Annotated in this window: 20 protein-coding genes; 5 read left to right on the top strand and 15 right to left on the bottom strand. The window is 46.4% G+C overall.

Annotation, left to right across the window (positions count from 1 at the left end):
* Position 1 precedes the first annotated feature (1 nt).
* The gene (locus tag ASG33_RS09285; protein WP_056282978.1) at positions 2–1537 is read left to right on the top strand and encodes a sigma 54-interacting transcriptional regulator; all 1536 of its coding nucleotides are present in this window, start codon (positions 2–4) and stop codon (positions 1535–1537) included.
* A gap of 74 nt (positions 1538–1611) precedes the next feature.
* Here ASG33_RS09285 and recA read toward each other — a convergent pair whose 3' ends face one another.
* Positions 1612–2682: a recombinase RecA gene (gene recA, locus ASG33_RS09280; protein WP_056282976.1), complete on the bottom strand. Its 1071-nt coding sequence runs from the start codon at positions 2680–2682 to the stop codon at positions 1612–1614.
* A 213-nt stretch (positions 2683–2895) separates the two neighbouring features.
* Positions 2896–4395, bottom strand: a complete 1500-nt coding sequence (locus ASG33_RS09275) for a hypothetical protein (protein WP_056282972.1) — start codon at positions 4393–4395, stop codon at positions 2896–2898.
* A 181-nt stretch (positions 4396–4576) separates the two neighbouring features.
* Between ASG33_RS09275 and ASG33_RS09270 the strand changes: the two genes are divergently transcribed.
* Positions 4577–5629 carry an aminopeptidase gene (locus tag ASG33_RS09270; protein WP_056283544.1) on the top strand — a complete coding sequence of 351 codons (1053 nt, stop codon included), beginning with the start codon at positions 4577–4579 and terminating at the stop codon, positions 5627–5629.
* A 47-nt stretch (positions 5630–5676) separates the two neighbouring features.
* Complete coding sequence (locus ASG33_RS09265) at positions 5677–6444, top strand: DUF3108 domain-containing protein (RefSeq protein ID WP_229238601.1); 768 nt, start codon at positions 5677–5679, stop codon at positions 6442–6444.
* Here the strand turns inward: ASG33_RS09265 and ASG33_RS09260 are convergent.
* Both ASG33_RS09260 and dnaA read right to left on the bottom strand, forming a co-directional pair.
* Positions 6431–7408 carry a GNAT family N-acetyltransferase gene (locus ASG33_RS09260; RefSeq protein ID WP_056282966.1) on the bottom strand — a complete coding sequence of 326 codons (978 nt, stop codon included), beginning with the start codon at positions 7406–7408 and terminating at the stop codon, positions 6431–6433. The two genes, ASG33_RS09265 and ASG33_RS09260, sit on opposite strands and share 14 nt — an antisense overlap.
* A 46-nt stretch (positions 7409–7454) precedes the next feature.
* A complete protein-coding gene (gene dnaA, locus ASG33_RS09255; protein WP_031527630.1) occupies positions 7455–8882 on the bottom strand; it encodes a chromosomal replication initiator protein DnaA in 1428 nt (475 codons plus the stop codon).
* A 248-nt stretch (positions 8883–9130) separates the two neighbouring features.
* Between dnaA and ASG33_RS09250 the strand changes: the two genes are divergently transcribed.
* Together ASG33_RS09250 and scpA are read left to right on the top strand one after the other, a co-directional pair.
* Positions 9131–10519 (top strand): methylmalonyl-CoA mutase family protein, encoded by a 1389-nt coding sequence (locus ASG33_RS09250; protein ID WP_056282963.1) that lies wholly within the window; start codon positions 9131–9133, stop codon positions 10517–10519.
* Complete coding sequence (gene scpA, locus ASG33_RS09245; protein WP_056282962.1) at positions 10516–12660, top strand: methylmalonyl-CoA mutase; 2145 nt, start codon at positions 10516–10518, stop codon at positions 12658–12660. The genes ASG33_RS09250 and scpA overlap by 4 nt, the downstream gene beginning before the upstream one ends.
* On the opposite strand, the gene ASG33_RS09240 is transcribed toward scpA, so the two are convergent.
* From ASG33_RS09240 to ASG33_RS09190, 11 genes are read right to left on the bottom strand one after another with little or no spacing between them, the layout of a single operon-like run.
* Positions 12657–13853, bottom strand: coding sequence for a beta-ketoacyl synthase (locus ASG33_RS09240; protein ID WP_056282958.1), 1197 nt, complete (start codon positions 13851–13853; stop codon positions 12657–12659). The genes scpA and ASG33_RS09240 overlap by 4 nt on opposite strands.
* Before the next feature lies 1 nt (position 13854).
* A complete protein-coding gene (locus ASG33_RS09235) occupies positions 13855–14121 on the bottom strand; it encodes a phosphopantetheine-binding protein (protein ID WP_056282955.1) in 267 nt (88 codons plus the stop codon).
* 35 nt (positions 14122–14156) lie between these two features.
* A complete protein-coding gene (locus ASG33_RS09230; RefSeq protein ID WP_056282951.1) occupies positions 14157–15434 on the bottom strand; it encodes an ABC transporter permease in 1278 nt (425 codons plus the stop codon).
* 1 nt (position 15435) lies between these two features.
* Positions 15436–16194, bottom strand: coding sequence for an ABC transporter ATP-binding protein (locus ASG33_RS09225; protein WP_056282947.1), 759 nt, complete (start codon positions 16192–16194; stop codon positions 15436–15438).
* Between the two features lie 3 nt (positions 16195–16197).
* The gene (locus ASG33_RS09220; protein ID WP_056282944.1) at positions 16198–17229 is read right to left on the bottom strand and encodes a BtrH N-terminal domain-containing protein; all 1032 of its coding nucleotides are present in this window, start codon (positions 17227–17229) and stop codon (positions 16198–16200) included.
* A gap of 4 nt (positions 17230–17233) precedes the next feature.
* Positions 17234–17632 (bottom strand): hypothetical protein, encoded by a 399-nt coding sequence (locus ASG33_RS09215; protein WP_056282941.1) that lies wholly within the window; start codon positions 17630–17632, stop codon positions 17234–17236.
* Positions 17633–17645: 13 nt separating this feature from the next.
* Positions 17646–18788 (bottom strand): beta-ketoacyl-ACP synthase III, encoded by a 1143-nt coding sequence (locus ASG33_RS09210; RefSeq protein ID WP_056282938.1) that lies wholly within the window; start codon positions 18786–18788, stop codon positions 17646–17648.
* Positions 18788–19699: a hypothetical protein gene (locus ASG33_RS09205; protein ID WP_056282935.1), complete on the bottom strand. Its 912-nt coding sequence runs from the start codon at positions 19697–19699 to the stop codon at positions 18788–18790. Before ASG33_RS09205 ends, ASG33_RS09210 begins: the two co-directional genes overlap by 1 nt.
* A 24-nt stretch (positions 19700–19723) precedes the next feature.
* Positions 19724–20206, bottom strand: coding sequence for a hypothetical protein (locus ASG33_RS09200; protein WP_056282933.1), 483 nt, complete (start codon positions 20204–20206; stop codon positions 19724–19726).
* A gap of 34 nt (positions 20207–20240) precedes the next feature.
* Positions 20241–21305 (bottom strand): methyltransferase, encoded by a 1065-nt coding sequence (locus tag ASG33_RS09195; protein ID WP_056282931.1) that lies wholly within the window; start codon positions 21303–21305, stop codon positions 20241–20243.
* 9 nt (positions 21306–21314) lie between these two features.
* The gene (locus tag ASG33_RS09190) at positions 21315–22040 is read right to left on the bottom strand and encodes a YdcF family protein (protein ID WP_056282928.1); all 726 of its coding nucleotides are present in this window, start codon (positions 22038–22040) and stop codon (positions 21315–21317) included.
* Positions 22041–22090: the final 50 nt, after the last annotated feature.

The raw sequence follows: 22090 nt of genomic DNA, 5'->3' as shown, positions 1-22090 counted from the left end.
CATGAATTACTCACAGCTTACCAGTTCAGAACGTTTGGGAATCCACACGCTCGGAGAACTTAAAAAAGCAGGTTATCAATCACGTTCCATTAAGCAGGAGTTAAGAGATAATCTGATTGCGAAAATCAGAAATAAAGAACATATTTTCCCGGGGATCTGGGGTTACGAGGAAACGGTCATTCCTGATGTGGAGCGCGCCATTTTGTCGATGCATAACATCAACTTCCTGGGTTTACGCGGTCAGGCAAAAACGCGCATTGCGCGTATGATGGTCGATTTGCTCGATGAATTTATCCCGTTTGTGAAAGGTTCAGACCTGCACGACGATCCTTTTGCACCATTGAGTCGCCACGCCAAAGATCTGATTACCGAGCATGGCGATCATACTGAAATAGAGTGGCTCCACAGAAGTGACCGTTATACAGAAAAACTCGCGACACCTGACGTATCTGTTGCAGATTTGATCGGCGACGTGGATCCTATCAAAGCAGCGACGCTGAAATTGCCTTATTCTGACGAGCGCGTGATCCATTTTGGTCTGATTCCCCGCTCACACAGGGGTATTTTCGTAATTAATGAGCTGCCTGACTTGCAGGCGCGGATTCAGGTTGCATTGTTCAACATTCTGCAGGAAGGCGATATTCAGATCCGCGGCTTCAAGTTGCGGCTGCCTCTTGATATTCAGTTTGTATTTACGGCTAACCCTGAGGATTACACCAACCGCGGAAGCATTGTAACTCCGCTGAAAGACCGTATTGAAAGCCAGATTGTAACGCACTATCCTAAAACCATCGAAACCGGCAAGAAAATTACCGAGCAGGAAGCGATTGTGAAGGAAGAGCAGAAGACACTCGTTCAAGTCAATGAGCTTGCAAAGACGCTGATCGAGCAGATCGCATTTGAAGCACGTGAAAGCGAGTACGTAGATAGCAAAAGTGGCGTTTCGGCACGTTTGACGATTTCAGCTTATGAAAGTCTGCTAAGTACTGCCGAGCGTCGTGCATTGATCAATGGCGAAACTTCGACTTACGTACGTATTTCAGATCTGTACGGAGTTGTCTCAGCTATTTGCGGGAAGGTAGAGCTGGTTTATGAAGGTGAAGTGGAAGGGCCTGTAATCGTAGCGCAGAACCTGATCGGGAAGGCGATACGGACGCAATTCCTTAACTTTTTTCCCGATCCTGAGAAAACGAAGAAAAGCAAGATCAATCCTTATGCGAAGGTGATCGAATGGTTTGGTGCCGGCAATGAAATGGAAATGCCAGGCGACATGACTGACAGGGAATACGTAGCGAGGTTAAAAACCATTGACGGTCTGGATGATTTTGTTGATATGCTGAGTGCATATTCAAGTGCAGAGGAAAAACTGTTTATGATGGAATTCGCATTGCACGGTATGGCGGAGTTTTCTCTTATCGGAAAACAATCGTTGGATCAAGGTATGAAGTTCCAGGACCTTGTAAGCAGCATGTTCTCCGGTCCCGAAGATGAGGATTATGACTTTGATGAAGATGACGACGATCGGAAGCCTTTCTGATTCAGATAAAACGGATAACAACAAAAATGCCCTGCTACAAACAGGGCATTTTTCATTTACATTAACTTTTAGACTTATAGCGGAGCTCCGTCGTCAACGACGTTAGGCTCACTTGTATCTATCAGAGAATCGGGATCGTTATTCACTTTTCCACGCACTTTTGCCTCGAGTTCTTCCAATAGTTCGGGATTGTCTTTCAGGAGCGACTTAACCGCGTCCCTGCCTTGTCCGAGCCGATTTCCATCGTAGCTAAACCATGAACCGGCTTTCTTCACGATGTCCAGTTCCACGGCCAGATCAATCACCTCTCCTACTTTCGAAATTCCTTCACCATACATGATATCGAATTCGACAACTTTGAATGGAGGCGCTACTTTATTTTTCACCACCTTCACTCTTGTACGGTTACCCAAAATCGCATCGGCACTTTCTTTGATCTGCCCTACACGACGAATGTCTAAACGTACCGAAGCGTAGTATTTAAGCGCATTACCACCCGTCGTTGTTTCCGGGTTACCGAACATCACGCCGATTTTCTCTCTCAACTGGTTAATGAATATACAGCAGCAGCCGGTTTTGTTAATTACCCCGGTCAGCTTACGAAGTGCCTGCGACATTAATCTCGCCTGCAGACCCATTTTACTGTCACCCATTTCGCCTTCCAGCTCAGCGCGCGGAACTAATGCAGCAACGGAGTCAATCACGATGATATCTACCGCGCCGCTGCTGATCAGGTGCTCAGCAATTTCAAGCGCCTGCTCACCGCTGTCAGGCTGGGAAATCAACAGGTTACTGGTATCTATACCTAATTTTTCAGCGTAAGAACGGTCAAAAGCGTGCTCTGCATCTATAAAAGCTGCCAGACCACCTTTTTTCTGAGCCTCTGCAATGCAATGCATTGACAAAGTGGTTTTACCCGATGATTCAGGGCCATAAATTTCTACCACACGGCCGCGGGGAACACCGCCAACACCTAGTGCCAGGTCGAGCCCGAGAGAACCGGTAGAGATGACAGGAATATCTAAAACCTTGCTGTCGCTCAGGCGCATAACTGTGCCTTTACCGTAAGCTTTATCAAGCTTTTCCAGCGTGGTTTGCAATGCTTTCAGTTTGTTGTCCTTATCTGTTGTGTTTGGTTGTGCCATAAAATGGTAAACAGAATTTAGTTTGTGTAAAAACTGCAAGTTCTTGAAGAACAAAAACTGCAATCAAAAGGGGTTGTCTTTCATGTAAAAATACCAAAAATTTGTAATAATTCCAACCCGCTTAATGTGGTTAATTCAAGAAAATAGCCTCAAATTCCAGTTTTAAAGATTTATGAAAACGGACGTGCAACCTGAATGTTCAAATGGATCGTTTCAGTTATCAGAGGGATTCGACGGAGCCATTTTCAGCTCGTAAAATGAGTCCTTCTTACCCAGGTACTGGTCTGCTTCGCGCTGCGACCATTTGTCCCGGAGTACCTCATAAATGTTGGGGTAAGCATCATAGGGAATGGGATCAAAAACGACACGATCAGGAAAGTACTGTTTTGTCACTACATTCACCCGCAACGAACGTACTACCCTGCCGATGGCGATGAAAGAGCAGGAAGCCATAACTGCAAAGAAGGCCAGCTGTAAAAACGATTTACGCAACATTCGCCAGGAATCCTGCCAGGGAACCACTGTAAAAGGATAGAATACGTAAATACCGGTGATGATCAGGTACGGCATCAATCCCCGGAACAGGAAATCATTCACCTTACCTACCCTGTAAATCGGGAATACCATGAAAAAGAACAGGATCAGGTAGAATGGGAATGCGTCCATCGGCGAAGTTTGCCGCGTGCTGAAATACCGGTAGCAGAAGAAAAAGACTACCAGGTTGATACCAATGTTGACAATGTACTCAATCACTCTGCTCGGCATACTATCCGGAAACTGCCAGATAAATCCTGAAATAGGCGGCTCTTCGTGTGAGGTCAGGAATAACAGCATGGGCAGGCAGCAAAGAAATGGCAGGATCACGTGCCTGAAAACCAGTGCCCAGTCAAGCCGCAAGCCTGCGAGGAGCCATTTGCGGACAATTACGATGGCCGTCAGCAGTCCGCTCGTGAAAGCCGGGAAAACCGCCCACCAGAATGTGAGTGCAATGGGAAGTACAATGTACTCTACATCCAGCTTGTTTTTAAGCAGGTAAACAAACATACCGCCGATCATCAAAGTCGGGATCACCTGATTAGGTACCCACAGCAGATTTTCGAAATTGGACCAGGATTCAAGACCAAAGTCGCCCATTTGATACCACATGTGCGTGAATTTGTAAAAAACAGTTTTGATCACGTGCGGCGTATCGCCCACAGCGGTGGCGAGCAATGTAAAAATGATGTTCTTGTTCAAGGCGAGGTATACCCAGGCAATACCCAGGAAAAAGCCCAATGCAGTCCAGACAAAAATAACTGTCTCATTGATGCCGCCGAGCCACTTGAAAATCAGCGCGGGTACCACATAATAGCCATAGTAATAGGAGATAACCGGTCCGTCCTGTGGAATGCGGATCGGCCATTCGTATTTAAAGAGTTCGTAGAATTTGGTATTATGGCACCAATAGTCAAAGGTTTGGTATGACAATCCTGCCGCACCGGAGACGAAGGTGATCAGTAATGCAATGGCCGTTAACACACCCAGATCTTTGATAATCAGCGCGGGACGTGCATCTGAATTGAAGTTGCCGGACATGAGGACCGTTGCGAAAGCTGCCAGAAGTAAGAGGATCCAGACGGCCGCGATGGCGGTTTTCGTCCAAAAGAAATAATAGAGCAGGTTCGGCACCAGTAAATAGCCGATCGTTAAAGACCTGAGTAATTTTACTTTCATGGAGAATGGATGTAAGAACAAATATATCAATGCCAGCTTACATTATCTTCATATTTCACCGAACGGTTACTAAGCGGCTGTTTTCTTGATGCATAATTCCTTTTCCTCAATTAAGCAGCTTTCAACATCGGGAGTGGCCATTTTTACATAGATTTGCTTCCGGTACCTTTTAGTGTTAAGCGTGAATAACTTATCCGTTTTCAAGAAAATACTTCTCCTGTTACTTTTCGTCGTGCTGGTTGTAGGGATCATTTACCGCGATGTGATCGGATATGGTTTTCTGCAGGCGAAGGGGCAAATCGGCATTCTGATGCATGTGCAGGATGTGGAAGAAGTAATGGCAGATCCTGCCTTTCCGGATTCGCTGAAAGCACAGATCAGGCTGATCCAGGAAATTAAGAAGTTTGGTACCGATTCCCTGGGGCTGAACCCGTCCAAAAACTACACGACTTTTTATGACCAGCATGGCAGACCGCTGATCTGGCTTATAACTGCATCTGAAAGATACCGGATAGCTCCCCACCAATGGCACTTTCCAATCGTAGGTACATTCCCCTACAAAGGCTATTTCGACTCGACGAAAGCAGTTGCAGAAGAAAAGGCGCTGATCGCGCAGGGACTTGATACCGACATTGGAGACGTATCTGCATGGTCGACATTAGGGTACCTCAGAGACCCCATTCTATCGAGTATGCTTAAACGCAAACCGGGGAGCCTGGCTAACCTGATCCTGCATGAACTGACGCATGGTACACTTTTTGTTAAAAGCAATCTCGAACTCAATGAGAATCTGGCCAGCTTTGTTGGTGACCAGGGAGCGATCCGGTTTTTGAAATACAAATACGGACCAGAATCGGTTGAGCTTCGGAATTATCAGTTTTCCAGAAAATACAATGAGGCTTATTCGGCACATATGCTGCGTGGAGCTATGAAGCTCAATAACCTTTACAAGACATTTGACGGAAAACAGGAACCTGACAAGAGGAAGGATTCGCTCAAGAAAGCAATGATCGTGCAGATTGTGGAAGACGCGGATACACTTCTCTCGGGCTCACAAGCGTTAACAACCAAAACGCGGCTGACCGACAAGCAGATTCCTAACAATGCCTATTTTATAAGTTACCTGACCTATAAATCGAAGCAAAATATGTTTTTACAGGAATTTCAAAATAAGTTCGGAAGCGATTTGAAAAGCTATTTGCAGCACCTGAAGAAAACATACCCCTCTATGTAATTGTCTGTAAAATGAAGAAAGCCAGTTGTTTATTAGCCATATTGACAATGCTACTATTTTTCTCTTTCAGGCAGCTGGAAGACAAAGCCGCAGATATGCGCGTGGTAGCGAACAAAAGCTTCGGAATGGGAGAACGCGTTGAGTACCGCGTCCATTACGGGTTTATTAATGCAGCCGAAGCAAAAGTGGAAGTCGGAAAGAACATTTCGATGATCAATAACCGGCCCTGTTACCGGGTGAATGTGACGGGTCGGACAGTCGGCGCATTTGACCTGATTTCCAAAGTCCGTGATACCTGGCGTTCTTACATTGATACTACGGCGATTCTTCCCCAGATGTTTGAGCGGCAGATCCAGGAAAACAAGTACCGGAAAGACGAGAAGGTTATCTTCAACCACAACCGCGATCAGGCAATTGCAAGTGTGAAAGAAGAAACGAAAACTTTTACTGTTCCTAATAACATCCACGATATCATTAGCGGGTATTACTTTCTGCGTACGATCAACTTTGATAAAGTGAATGAGGGTGAGATTATCGAAGTGCCTACATTTTTCGATGGAGAGGTTTACAAGCTGCGTGTGCGGTATGTAGGCAAGGATGTGGTCAAAACCAAGTTCGGAAGAGCAAAAGCGTTGCGGATCAATCCATTGATCCCCACCAACAAATTCTTCAAAGACGAAGGCGCAATGCGACTTTGGGTGACTGATGATGTGAATAAAATTCCATTGAAAGCAGAAGTAGAACTCAAAATCGGTTCGCTTGAAATGGATTTGAAATCCTACCGCGGACTGAAACAGGAGATCAAGTGGTTTTAAGTCTGTTTCGTCTCCATTCCTGAACTTGCCGCAATGGGAATGGAAGCTTGTTTTTGCGTATAGCAGGAAAAGGTATCTCCTTGCTTCCAAAACTTTTGTAAAAAGAAGCAACAGAATCCACCTCCGGACTCTCAAAGTCTAAAACCTGACTACCCGGGCAAAATTCCCGAAAGTACTGATCCAGCAGGAAAGTCCTCGCGTGCTCCCGCCGGCCTGTTTCGTCAGCCGCATTGAACAGATAAATCACCCTACCCCCACTTTTCACAAGCAAAATGCCTGCGTGTATTTTGCCTTCCCTGGCTGCATACCAAAGTTCAGCCTGCGCACGCACGTTGAGTGCCTGATACAATGCTTCAAGCAGATTATATGCATTTGGGTTAACTCCGCCTGGGATTTTTCTGGAATGATTAGAAACAAAAAGGTAGATAAGTGGGTGAATATTGGTACTTACAACAAGTTTCCATTGTGCTTCCCAGGCTTTTCTCAAATTCCTCCTGCTATCCTTTTTAAAGGCCGCCGTGAGTTCGCTGTAACGCTGATTGAGATCAAGCCAGTGCGTGGTATTTGAATGAATGCAAAACTCGGGGAAACGATCCGAGAGCCCGCGCAACAGCGGTTCATTTTCGGGATTAAAATGATAAGCCGATATGTAACTGTACTCACGGGATACTGCTTTCAGGAAAACCTCAGCTTGTTCGCTTGTAAGTGGTTCGCGTGAGAAAATGCCCAGGTACTGACAGAAAAGGGGTTGATACAGGATTTCAACACCGAAACTTTTTCTGACCGGAAGCGGCATAATGGCCTGGTATCCCCGGTTATCAGAGTAAACCAGCGCCTTCCAATCCAGGCAGACAATATCGAGATAGTAGGTAAAAGCGTAAATGACGCATTGCGGAGAATCCTGAATTAACGCATTCCAGGCGGCATCGTCAATTTGAGTGCGGGTAAGCAGGATGGGTGACATCGAAAAAAAGGATCAAATGAAATATCTGTCCTTTAGACGTCGGTTTCTACTTAAAGTAACTGCGGAGCTTCTGTAAAGTTTCTTCCACGTCCGGAGTTTCGTCCATCAGGAGATTAATACTTTGAATGGAGTGGATCACCGTAGAGTGATCGCGGCCCCCAAAATGGTACCCAATGGACTTCAATGGAAGATCTGTATACTCTTTGGCAAGAAACATAGCCAGCTGACGCGGATATACCACTTCCTTCTTCCTGCTCTTGCTTTTCAAATCTGCAATGGTAACCTGGAAGAAGTCGGCGATTACCTCCTGAATTGTGTCGATGGTAACCTCCTTGCTCTCATTCATCACGATGTTTTTGAGCGTATTCTTAGCAAGTTCCACATCAATCTCGCGCCTGGTCAAAGAAGCCTGTGCCATCAACGATACGATCACACCTTCCAGCTCCCTTACGTTGGAATTCACGCTGTGCGCGATGTATTCAATCACATCATAGTCAATGTAAATTCCTTCCGACTGGATTTTCTTCTGGATAATCGCAATCCTTGTTTCGTAGTCAGGCGCCTGTAAATCAGCTGTCAAACCCCATTTAAAACGCGAAAGCAGACGGTCCTGCAAGCCTTGTAATTCCCTCGGCGGGCGGTCACTCGTCATAATGATCTGCTTGCCGAGCTGGTGCAGGTGGTTGAATATATGGAAAAAGGTATCCTGCGTTTTTTCTTTACCTGACAAAAACTGCACGTCGTCAATCGCAAGTACATCGACTTTCATATAAAAGTCCGTAAAATCCTGCAACGTGTTGTTTTTGATCGAGTTTATAAACTGATTTGTAAATTTTTCGGAGGAAACATACAGTACCAGCTTATTCTCATAGTGGTTCATAATGTAGTTCCCGATCGCCTGTACCAGGTGCGTTTTACCCAATCCCACACCTCCGTACATCATCAGTGGGTTGAAAGAAGTCAACCCCGGCCGCTGCGCTACTGCAAATCCAGCCGAGCGTGCAAGGCGGTTACAATCTCCCTCAATAAAATTGTCGAATGAATAATTGGGGTTCAGGTAAGTGTCCAGGTTCATGGAATCCTGGTCCTTTTCCTTATGGTTGGAACCCAGCCGGGGATCTGTAACGAAGTTGTCCGGCTTTGAGTAGTTAGGCGACTTGGGCGTCGACACATTCATGGTCAGCGGCTGGTGCTTTTCATTTCCTTTATCAACGATAATGGAGTATTCAAGCATTCCGTCGCGTCCAATTGCGTAATCAAGCGCTTTTCTGAGCAGATTAACGTAGTTATCTTCCAGCCATTCGTAAAAAAACTGGCTCGGAACCTGGATCGTAAGTACTTTTCCATACAGCCGCAGTGGTCGGATAGGCTCGAACCACGTCTTGAAACTTTCCTCCGGAACATGCTGCTGAACAATCCTCAGGCAGGCATCCCAGACATGGTCTACTTCTGTATTTGCTTTTACTCTTTCCAATGTGTAACTAACCAAAACTCAGATGTTCTTGTTTAAGGGACGGCAAAGATATAAAAATACCTGATCTGTCAAGATTGGTCCAGGGTTCAATTTAGTATCAATATGACCGAACTCCAAGCCAATGGATAAAAACCTCGCATTTAAAATCGGAGCTGCACGCGCTTAATTCCGTAGGTGTTTGAGGCACAAAATATTGGCTCAATTGTTTAGTTTTGCCCTGGTCCGTTTCTCTTCATTCCGGTTGCACGATGAATCCAGCTTCACTTTTTTCAGAATTTGAACCAACTGGCTACGACAGCTGGACAAAGCAGGCTGAGGCAGAGCTCGGTGCAAAATTTGATATCTTGAAGCACTGGTCGCTGGCACCCGGCGTATCCACAAATGCATATGCAACCGCAGATATCCTGAACCCGGAGGAGGTTGAACAAATGCGGAACTGCCAGAAGCTGGTACCCGGCTGGCTTAATCTTCCGCGACTCAAACTTGCTACTCCGGCGGAAACCAATGCAAGTATAAGGGAGGCTTTGAGTCAGGGCGCAGACGGTATTATCATAGACTTTCAGAATACACAACCGGATACTGCCGAAATCGCGCTGCTGCTGCACCATGTCAAACTGAATGACAATCCGGTTTACTTTCAAACAACCCAACCCGTAACATTGCTTTTCGATGCAATTACCAATAACACCGGGTATCTCGTCAAGGGCGGTATAGCCCACGATCCCATCGCATGCTGGATGCGTACCGGGTCTAACCTGGCAGAAGCAATGAAGCCGGTAATTTCGTTTTGCCAAACCAAAGAAGGAGGCGAATTCCGTCCATTGATGGTGGAATCGCACATTTACCATAACAATGGCGCTGATCCGGTGCAGGAGCTCGCATGTACGCTTGGCGCGCTGGTCACCTACATGGACTTGCTTACCGAAGCTGGTATTTCACCTATAAAAGCATTTAACAGCGTTTTCTGCTCCGTTTCCATAGGTACCCAATATTTGACAGAGATAGCCAAGCTGAGAGCTTTGCGATATTTGCTTCGGAAAGTTGCCGCAGCCTATGATCTTTCTTTTGAAAAAACAAAGCCGCTTATACACGCAAAAACTTCCTCTTTTTACCATTCAGCTACTGCCAGCTACACCAATATCATCCGTGCAAGCAGCGAGGTGATGAGCGCCGTGACAGGTGGCTGCGATGCATTAACGATTGAGGGATTTGATAGTCACCTTACCAAAGAAACCGAACTTTCTTCCCGGATTGCGCGAAACATATCGTCCGTTCTTTCCTATGAAAGTGGCCTGAATGTCGTGGCTGACCCGGCTGGTGGTTCCTATGCGATTGAACAAATGTCCATTGCATTGTCAAATGCAGCCTGGGCGCTTTTTGTTGAAATGGAAGACAAAGGCGGATTGATCAAGTGCTTTCAGGAGGGGTATATACAGGATCTGCTGCGCGATTCGGCAAAAAAGAAACTTGATATGCTGGAAAACGGCGGGGTAATGATCGGTGTAAATCGTTTTACCGAACCTGAATCCAACCCGGTTGAGGCAGCACAAACATCCGAAAGTAATCCTGCAAAACTGCGCCTGCTTCGTGATACTTCTTTATCTGAAATGTTCCAAAATCAACGGAAAACGCTATGAAACCTGATTTTAGAAAAGTTTCGGATCAACATACAGGCAATGCAGCTCCCGTAGTAACGCAGGATAAAACAGGTACCACGCGCGAGGGAATCCGGCTCGCCTCCTATTTTAATGCAGGAGATACTGCATCGGCTGGTCACCTGCATTTCGGAGCGGGGAAAGCTCCTTTCCTGCGCGGACCTTACGCGAGCATGTATCTCGACCGCCCCTGGACAGTCCGCCAGTATGCAGGCTTTTCCACAGCAGCCGAGTCGAATGCATTTTACAGACGTAATCTGGCGGCCGGACAAAAGGGACTATCAGTTGCATTTGACCTGGCAACGCACCGGGGTTACGATTCTGACCATCCAAGAGTGACGGGCGACGTGGGTAAAGCCGGAGTTGCGATTGATTCAGTTGAAGATATGAAGGCGCTTTTTGATCAGATCCCGCTGGATCAAATGTCTGTATCGATGACCATGAATGGCGCGGTAATTCCTATTATGGCGTTTTTTATTGTCGCTGCCGAAGAGCAGGGTGTTTCTCCTGAAAAGCTCTCTGGAACCATTCAGAATGACATTTTGAAAGAGTTTATGGTACGCAATACCTATATATATCCGCCCGCTGCATCCATGCGGATTGTAGGGGACATATTTGCGTATACGTCACGCTTTATGCCAAAGTTCAATTCAATCAGCATCAGCGGGTACCACATGCACGAAGCTGGCGCACCTGCACACCTTGAACTCGCATACACACTCGCGGACGGACTTGAATACATCAGAACAGGTATTGCTGCGGGTATTCCGGTCGACGATTTTGCGCCGCGGCTGTCGTTCTTCTGGGGAATTGGCATGAACCACTTTATGGAAATCGCCAAGATGCGCGCGGGAAGATTATTGTGGTCAAAAATTGTGAAAGGCTTCAACCCGGCGAAAGAAAAATCAATGGCGCTGCGGACACACTGCCAGACAAGCGGGTACAGTCTTACCGAGCAGGATCCATTTAACAATGTCACCCGCACAACCATTGAAGCCATGGCGGCGGTGATGGGGCACACACAGTCGCTACATACCAATTCGCTGGACGAAGCAATGGCGCTTCCTACCGACTTCTCAGCGAGAATCGCCCGAAATACACAACTGTTTATCCAATATGAAACTGATATCTGCAAGTCCGTCGATCCGTGGGGCGGCTCCTACTATGTGGAGTATCTTACCGGCGAGCTGGTTGAAAAAGCGTGGCAACTCGTCGAAGAAGTGGAAGCAATTGGCGGCATGACACGCGCGATCGAGACCGGGCTACCAAAGATGCGGATCGAAGAAGCAGCGGCGAGAAAGCAGGCACGCATTGATTCGGGCAAGGATATCATTGTAGGTGTGAACAAATTCCGATCAACGGAGCAGCACAGCATTGAGCTGCTTGAAATAGACAACCAGGCCGTCAGAGAGGCGCAAATTAATGCATTGAACAAACTCCGGGCACACCGGAGTCAGGAGGAAGTTCAGTCAGCATTGGAAGCAATCACACTCGCCTGCGCACAGCCGGGGGGAAAAGATATGAGCGCCAATTTGCTGGCACTGGCAGTAGATGCGGCGCGCAAACGGGCTACATTGGGCGAAATTTCAGAAGCTATGGAAAATCATTTTGGAAGGTATAAATCCACCATCAGATCTATATCAGGTGTGTACAGCGCAGAAGTTTCAGATGACGAAAACTTTCGCCTCGCCCGCCAGCTCTCCGATCAGTTTGCTGAAATGGAAGGCCGCCGGCCCAGAATTCTGGTGGCAAAAATGGGACAGGATGGTCACGACAGAGGTGCGAAGGTTATTGCTACCAGTTTCGCTGACCTGGGTTTTGACGTAGATATCGGGCCTCTTTTTCAAACTCCGCAAGAGGTAGCAATGCAGGCAGCAGAGAATGATGTGCACATCATAGGCGCGTCGAGCCTTGCAGCCGGGCATAAAACATTGATCCCTGAATTGATCAATGCATTGGAGGCAATCGGCCGGCCGGATATTATGGTGATTGCGGGCGGAGTAATTCCTCCGCAGGATTACCAGTTTTTATATGATGCAGGAGTAAAAGGTGTTTTCGGGCCGGGAACTATCATTTCGGTAGCTGCGCAAAAAATTCTTAATACGCTGATGGAAGCGCACTAATTGACGCTTCCGAAAATCAGGGAAGTACAATTGCCGCCGAAACCAAAAGAATTGGATAGCACATAATTGATCTGCTGCCCCTCTTCAAAACTTAAAATGGGGACCCGGTCGTAAGTAGTAACCGGCACCTCAATGCTCAGACTCGGATAAAGTTCGGAGTGAACAATGCTCAGGATACTAAAAATTGCTTCCAGCGCGCCGGCTGCGCCCAGGGTATGTCCTGTGAAAGATTTTGTAGAACTGTAAGGCGGGATTTGCTCAAAAAGCTGATGCAGACCGAATAACTCTACGTCGTCGTTGTTTTTCGTGCCGGTACCGTGGGCATTCACATAATTGATCTGCTCAAATGCGATACCCGCCGTCTCCACAGCCTCACGCATGCAGCGGATTGCACCAGTGGCTTCGTCAGACATTGCAGAAGGATGGTGCGCGTCATTTGCATTGCCATAACCTGCCACCTCGGCATACACCTTTTTACCTGCTGCGCTCTCTTCGGTTTCAAGTACCAGATACGCCGCTCCTTCCCCGAGGTTCAAACCATCCCGGTTCTCGTCAAAAGGCTTACACGCAGAGCCGGACAGAATTTTTAATGCATTGAAGCCGTTGACCGTGTATTTGGCGAGACTATCTACCCCACCGACGATCACGCGGGTCGCCCGGCCGGAGCGAATCAACCGCGCTCCGAGCATAATGGCATTGGCAGAGGAAGAACAAGCCGTATTGATCGTATCGGTAAATCCCCTGATTTTGTAATGATCAATAATTTTAAGCGTATGCGAGGCGCAACTGTAAGCGTCGAGGTATTCGGAGCCGCTGGATTTCAGGTTGGCATCGTCATAAAGCTGGTCTGTGAGGCACATTCCGCCTACTGTACTGGCTGATATAAATGCAGTAGTAAAGTCAGAAAGCTGTTCTTGTGTTAAACCGGCATCATTTACCGCCTCATCAAAAGCTTTGCTGGCGAGCAGGCAGGTACGTGTATATCCCAGGCTATTTTCAAGCCCGAGCATTGCTTTTAAAGATTCGTTACTCGTTTTGCATTCTCCAAAAGGCAGCAATGCGGCGTACTGTGATTCAAACCGGGCAGCTTTACCTATTCCGGTGACACCTGCGCGCAGGCTTTGATGGTTTTCATGCAGGTTCTCCCCTATCGCCGAAATAACTCCCATTCCCGTAACCAGCACTTTCCTCATATCAGGCGGTTTTCGTGTTGGCAAGAATATATTCCGCCATTCGGTTTACGTCTACAAGTATTTTTCTTCCCTCAGCCGGGTTGGTGATCTTGATCCCGTATTCTCTTTCAAGAAGTACTACCAATTCAAGCGAGTCAATGGAATCAAGGCCGAGATCGCCGCCGAAAAGTGGTTCGTCATCTTTGATATCCTGAGGATTAACGTCTAGTAAATTCAAATACTGTACAATTTGGCCCTTCAAAATGGGCTTCAAGCTTTCTATGTCCATATAAATAGTTAAATGCGCTGCTACGCTAGCCAAACTTAAAGAATTCTTTCGATCCGAAGTTTAAAATATGTCGCCAGCTGACAAATCAGTATAAAAATACCTAAAAATGAAAAAACCAGTCCGAGCTCGCGCCAGCTGCCGCCTTTCAGGAACAATACATAAAAGCCTTCGAGACACCAGTGCAGCGGCGAAAAATTGCTGGCTGTCTGCATGAATGCGGGCATCACAAACGTAGGTACCAGGATCCCGCCGATTGCACCGAAAATAATAATGGAAATGGCGCCGAATCCATTGGCCTGCTGCTCTGTTCTGGCAAATGCGCCGATCATCAATGCATAGCTTACTGCCGCCATACTGCTCACGAAGGTTACGGCCAGGAGTGCGATCAGATTTTCAGGAACGGTAAGCTGCGGTAATCCCAGCCGGGGCAAGATCCATATTCCCATTGAAAATGTGAGTGCAACCTGCAAAACAGCCACCATAACGTAAATGGCCATTTTGCTGAACATCACCAGCATAAATGTGGTCGGCATCGTCTTCAACCTCAGGAAGCTTCCGTTTATCCGTTCTTTTACAATGTTGCTGCCCAGGGAAACCACCATAAAAAACATCGCAAAAATGGTCCAGGCAGGTACGTTATGCTGCGTCGAATTAGGCAGTACTGTTGAGTTATTGTTGCTCGCTACGATCGGATCGATTTTCACGCGGTTCGATATCATCTTCTCTTTCAGTACTTCTGATTTATTACCAAGGTCCATACTCGCGTACATCCTGTCGATCATCAGCGAGTTTTCAATCATACCCATGTAAGACTGGATTATCCCCATGACTGACTGGCTGTAATTCTCCTGCAAAACCGGATCGTGATAAAAAGCGAGCCTCGGCATATCCACCTTTTCCCGCGTTGTGGAATCACTTTCCAGCCCGAGGTCCTGCATTAATATATTGCTAACATCTTGCGCATTACTTTCCAGACCCGCTGAAAATGTGGGTGGAATAAACAGCGCGATCAACTTTCCCCGCGCCAGCAATTCCTTTTTTAATGCACTTTGCTCGATCTGATCTTGTGAATCAATCTTGAAAAGACCCGATTTTTTCAAAGTATTCACCAGCTTTCCTCCTTCCTTTCCCGCATCCTTATTTACGACTAACAATGCGATCTGGTTTTCGTTGACCATTTTGTACGCACTATCCTGAATAATGGTGATGATAAAAACGAGGAGCAGCGGCATTAAGAAGAGCAGCGCAAGGCCGGTCTTGTCATTGATGAGCAGTAAGAACTCTTTTCGAAGTGAGGAAAATATTTTGAACATCCTAGTCCCTGTACGCTTCGCCGGTCAGATTGATAAATAGTGATTGCAGGTTTGGAACGTTGTGCTGCGTTTTCAAATCCTGTATATCCCCTTCAGCAATAACCTTACCATGATCTATCAGCGCGATGTTCTTGCAAAATTCCTCAGCCTCCGACATGTGGTGAGAAGTGTAGATAATGGTAGTACCTGCCTCATTGATGGATTGTAAATAGCGGATAATCGCATTGCGACTTTGTACATCCACACCTACGGTAGGCTCGTCCAGAAAAAGGATATCCGGTTTGTGAATAATCCCGATCGCCAGGTTTACGCGTCGCTTCATACCACCGGAAAACGTTTCAACTTTATCGTCAGCCGACTTTGAAAGACCAAGCACATTTAACAAATATTCTCTTCTTTCAAGCAGCTCGTTTTTGGGAATGTTATACATCGCACCGAAGTAGTCGAGGTTTTGGCGCGGTGTGAGCTCCTGATAAAATGCATATTCCTGCGGCACAAACCCGATCCTGCTTTTCCGCTCGATGGGAGACAGTACTTTACCATCAATAATGAATGCCGCTTCGCCTTCGGAAGGCGGAATTATCCCGCATAGAATGGAGATCAATGTCGTTTTCCCGGCTCCATTCGGACCTAACAAGCCAAAAACATCTGACCTGACAATATTGAGAGAAACATCGGTGAGGCTATTTTCCTGCGCAGATTTATATTTTTTTGAAACGTGCCGGATCTGAATGCATACAGGAGCAGAAATGTCTTCCATGCGCTACTTTCCTAAATTAAGTCTGGAAAGTTTCTCAAAGGCTTCTTTTTCAACTGAACGTATGTCCAGCATGATATCAGCGATTTCATTGAAATCCTTTTGCTCGGTCAACCTGCCTTTGTACACTCCTGCCATTTTGATAGCGCTTGCCCGCCACAGATCTCCCGCTTTGGTAAAATCTTCGGAAACCTGCGAGAGCCTGTCATCCTGCATATAAGCAGAAGCCTCTTCAAGAAATGCACCATAAAGAAAGCGAAAACCACCGCCGCCTGTCCCGATTTCTTCCTGCATCCGAACGATCTGCCCCAGGTACAAGCTCGCTTTCCGCAGGCCGAGCTTGTCGCGCCACTTGCGAACATGATTGGAAGTGTGCCTGATGCCGTCTACACCAGCAAAGTTGCCGGGAATGCGCAGCATATCGCGCACATTGCGGCGGATACCTTTTCCAATTCCTTTTCTGATCAGATCGTCAGAAATTGGCTTTACACTTTCCGGAAAGTAAATATGTCCCTTCGGTGCAAGCGGGCCCTGTGCGAAGCGGACACGCGATAGTTCTTCCCGCGATAGTGAGGTTACATCCTCCATTACCGGGTCGCTGATCAGATAGCGATCGTTTTCCTGACCAAAAACGATCAGGTTATGTGCATTGAAATGGAAGCGGTACTCTTTTGGGAAGTAGGTCAGGTGAAATACGCCGACCTGGCAGCCGACGGGTACTCCTTCTTTTACTTTCTGATCTAAAAATGCTTCGGCGGCAAGCAGGTTCGAGAATTTCTTTCTAGTCACATCAACACCCAGCGACTTGCAGGTACGCTTGAAAATAGCGCCGGGCATGGTCCTGAAAGAAATTGCAGGGCCGTTATTGACTGTCAGAAAAGGTATCTGTATATAAAAAAGACCCGATCCCATTCCGAATGCAAGTGGCTCGGTCATGAAATCCAGTCCGCGGTAACGCAGCAAAGCCGTTGTTACGCCATTCTCACAATGCGCCGTTTGGACGTGGTGAAATTCATCCGTTTGACTATCAACATTCACTGGCTTAACCTTTAAAATTTTTCAAACTATCAACTGTGATATCAAACGCGCGGGCATATTTTTCAAGTTTACGCTCGCTCAGTTTTTTGAATACAGCAGGTTTTAAATGTCTTTTGATGAAAAAAGAGAAGATACCTGTGTACCCCGAAAGTACGGGCAGGTCCATCAGGCGCAATTCCATAAAATAATAGATCGGGCTTTTTTCTCCTCTTATTACTGCCTGCCTGGCTTCTTCCACTCGCGCATTCACATCCTCCCAGGCACTGTCCAATGCAAGTTTCTTGACCTCCCAACCCTTACTCAGCGCCGTCTCGTACTTTCCGTCCTCATTTTTGACGTAGCATACTTCCCTCGTAAACTTCTCGAGAGCGCCTGTATCTTGTGGCAGATCTTCCTTTTTCATTTTGAAACTGGTTTTAACAAACAGTCAGCAAACAGAACATGTAAGAGAATCTCGAACTTTCCGGAACAGCGAGTAAAATCTTCTCTCCTTTTTTCAATGCGCCACTATGGAATACTTCTTCAAGCATCATATAGATAGAGGCTGCACCCACATTTCCTTTATTCACCAGGTTGGTATACCATTTTTCCTTAGGTATGCCCATTCCATTCATCTTCAGGAAATCGTCAATTTTATTTTCAAAAAAGTAGCTGGATAAATGCGGCAAAAAGTAGCTGATTTCATCCACGCTCATATTTTTCTTTTGAAGTATATCCTTCAATTTCGCAAAGCCTAATTTAACGATTTTTTCGCCTAATAGCTTCACATCCTGCTTGATACTGAATACCGAACGGTCTTGTATTTCTTCTGCAGCGTAGTCTTTATAACTCTGCAAAGTCCCGTCTTCAAGTTTGTCGGCGCCCATATACATACAGGCTTCGTACTCATTTGCGTAGGAACAACCTTCAAGCCAGTCGATTTTAAGGGAAATCCCCTCTGCATTCGGCTGAGGTTCTACCAGAAATGCCCCTGCGCCGTCTGAAAGCATCCATCTTAAAAAATCCTTTTCAAACGAGATGTATGGATTCTGCTCCAATCGTTGCAGCTGGCTGATTTCTTCCGCAAACTGATCAGCCTTTAAAACCGAAGAAAGCCGCTCGGATGCGCAGGAGACTGCTTTTTGCTTGTCTCCAACCTTTACCGACATGTAAGCGTATTTGAGCGCATGCATACCTGCACAACAAACGCCCGACGGAGATACCACCTCGACAGACGCCGTTTCCGGCAAACTTCCGTGCACCATAGAACCGTGCGAGGGCATTAGCTGGTCGGGACTGGAAGTAGCGCAGCTCAGGAGATCCATTTCTGCGATCTCGCCCGGATTATTTTTGAACAATCCTCTCACAGCCTGGGCCGCCATTTCTGCATTGGTGTGCGTAACAGCGCCATCCCGGGTCAGTGCGTAATACCTGCTTTTTATCCCGTTATTACGTAAAACGATTGCTTTTGATTTCGATGGCTTACCGTTGATGTATCCTAGATATTCTTCCATTTCTTCATTCGAAACGGACTCATTGGGCAAAAACTTGGCAATTCTTGTAATGTATGCTTCTGACATTATGATTTGATTTCAACCCCACAAAAGTATTGTTTTTTCTTCTTAATCGTATTTTCGGTAAAAGGCGCTACAAACAAATTGTACAAAAAAAGTATGACCGGTGCTACCATAAATAGAGCTACCAGCAGGTAATATTTGAAAAATCCAACTAGCCTTTTCCGTTTAGCCGGCGTGGTACCCTTTGTTTTGATCAGGTTTGCCCAGATCCTGAACAGCTTTTTGGCGCGTTGCTCGATAAAAAGGATATCTGTCGGGATGTCGATCAAACCCGTTGCGAGAATGTCGTGCTGCAAATTTCCGTATTCCTGCTTTTCATGAGCAATACGCACAATCCGGCCGAACTGCGCACCACTTTCGATATCTTTCTGACTCACGCCCGGCATTGGAAAAACGCCCCATTTTTTATCCTTCCTTCCGGTCAGCATCCAATGCAAAATCGTGAATGCACTGATCAGGTTGGAAGTCCGGTCCATAAATGGAATGTTCCCTACCAGCCTCCCGCCACCTGCGGCAATCAGCTTTTTCACGCTTTCCTGCGAATTGAGCCACATATTTCGACCGCCTATGATCGTAATCACAGGGGTACCATTCATCACAGCCTTGAAGGCAGGCGATTTCAAAAGGGATGTAAAGGGTAGCGAAGGCGAAAGAAACCAGGGTTGGTAACCGAGTACAATCAGGTCGTAATGCGATGAGGCAAAATGAAAGGGTTCCAGATCTATGGTCTCTTCCAGCACGCATTCAGGCATTTTATCAAAAAACTCGTCAGTAGTCCACGGAAACACAAACGGTTTCGCTGGCTTAATAATTACGCGCTCAATGTCAGCCTGGTCAAATGGGAGTAAAAAGTGGTCGATAATTTCGTTCAGTTGTCCCGTCTGCGAATAGTTTACGACAAGTATGTTTCCCATTTAATTTTTAATCCAATTTAAGCATTATTTCAGATCAGACGGGCTGAGTACCTTCGAGTTTTTTGCATAGTCAGCAACCGCGCTCTGCACACTCGGATGCAGCTTGCTGTACGCCGCCACAACTGCACGTTTATCCTCGTCGACCTGCTTGTTATATTTCAGGATTTTAGGTGCGTGTTCCTGGATTGTAAGTCGTAAAAACCGGTACTCAGCATTGTCCGGCTGACTTTTTATTTCTTCTTCCAGTATCTGCGCCCCTTTTTTAAATACCTTCAACTTCTCCCCTGCTCCTTTCACAAAACCCGCCTTTTTCATCGTCAACGCAGCGATATAGGCTTTGTTGCGAGACGTCGGCTTTTCGGATTCAAGTCCGGCAATCATTCTATCTATCGTGGATTCATCACCTGAAGACAGGGAGTTATAAAAAACACTTCTCTCAATTTGGGCCGCGGCAAATGCTGTAAATGCCAGACCGAGCATCAGGTAAGCAACCAGTGTTTTTCTCATCTCTATAAATTTACGATGTCTGTTTTAAAACGGATTAAGCCTGCTGCTTTTTCCTGCATTCCAGAATCGTATGGTAGCTATCCCCTATCAATGGATAAGTTTCAATCACCTCAAACCCAGCCTTATCGACCAATTCTTTCATCACGCCAATGCGGTACATTTTACTGTTTCCGTTGGCCATGATCGTGAAATACAAAGATGTTGCTACCAGGCTGTAATGCGCAGCAGGATAATTCTGGTTATCAAAAAATGGTTCCAGAATGTAAAGCGTTGTCTCTGGAGAGGCCGCCTGGTAAGCGTTTTCAAGAATCTGAACAATCTGCTCTTTTGAAAAGCAATCGAGGAATTGGCTCATCCAGATTACATCCGCACCCTGAGGAATTTTTTGGGCAGCGTCAAGCAGGTCAATCTCTTGGAATTCAATGCGATCCAGCAGATTTTTAGCAGCTGCATTTGCTTTGGCTACTTTCAGCTGCACGGGTAGGTCAAGTATTTTAATTCGGACTTCCTCGTCATGTGCACAGCAGGCAAAAGACCATTTGCCCGTATTCCCGCCAATGTCGAAAATCAGCCCAGGCTTTTTCCTGAACACAATCTTCAATGCGTCCGGAAATGCATTGTCCGAGTAATAATGGTCGAATTCGAACCAAGATGTTTTGGCTGGTTCCGGCAATACCGAAAGTCCCTCATAAATGGTGGGCCAGTCGCCCAGCACTTTCAATCCCTCCGGCTTCCCTTTCACGAAGCTTTCGGTCATATTTTTTGCGCCGAGGTAACATACATCATTCATAAAATTGATGTTGACCCGCGTCATTTCATCCTTCAAAAGAAAAAAGCCTACCTTGCTGATCCTCACGATGTCGCCTTCTATATCAACAACTCCGAGGACCTCAGCCGCCTCCAAAAGCAGATGAACACTGTACTCCGAAACGTCGAGCTTTTCAAGAATGGCATCCACGGTAACGCCCCGGCGGTGCTCACCGATAAACTGCAGAATACCCAACTCCCTTAGTGCGACTACCGATTGAAAATAAATCGGCCCGAACGCTATTTTCTGTGCTTCATACTTCGCCTCAATGGCAGATAATTCTTTTTTCATTATATGCATTTATGGTTCCTTACTTACCGAAGAAGAGGGGATCGTCCGGTCTTTAAACTTTCTGATGTGCTTTTTCTTTTTAAGATCCTCCTCGTGCCACACAATGTACTTGCCCATTGTGCCTTTAAACCGCTGAAAGAAATTTTCTCTGTCCGACAGCTTTTGAAAATTTGCTCTTGTGGTATTTTCCAGGTTGATCTTGGGCTCGTACAGATTCAGTACTTTGATCGTGTCGATCACCGTCGGAAGCAGCCCGATCGGCAGCTCATACCTTTTGATAAACCGGCGCATATAGCTTGTCTGAATGGGATCGGTAGACAATGCTACCTTTTCAAATCCCAGGTCTTTTGCAAGCCGGTACGAATAGTAGATGTTCTCGGTTGTATGCTGGGCTTTCTCTTCTGTAAACAGGTTTTCCCGCGGGACCCCAAGCGCTTCCGCATAGTTGGCCATCACACGGCTTTCAATATACTCTGTCGCCACGGCCGAGCCTGAGAAGATGATATTCTTTGTATAGCCCTTTGCATATAGATAATGCGCCCAGTGGATCCTCAGCTGTAAAATCATGTCCCATTTTTGTCCGTTAAACGGGTAGCCTGGCACAATGATCGCGTCATAGGGCTGCTCTTTTAAACCTTCCTGAAATGCTCTCTCCGCAGAGCGGTACAGCATTTTGCCACATCCTGACAATAATATGGAAAGCAGCACCGTAAGGATCAAGGTTGATATTCTCACAAGTTGTATTGTAAATTAAGCATTAAGCTGTGAAAAGTTCACCAAAACCG

It is taken from the genome of Dyadobacter sp. Leaf189, from assembly GCF_001424405.1.
In the GTDB taxonomy this organism is placed as follows: domain Bacteria; phylum Bacteroidota; class Bacteroidia; order Cytophagales; family Spirosomataceae; genus Dyadobacter.
This window is presented reverse-complemented; position numbering and strand designations above follow the sequence as displayed.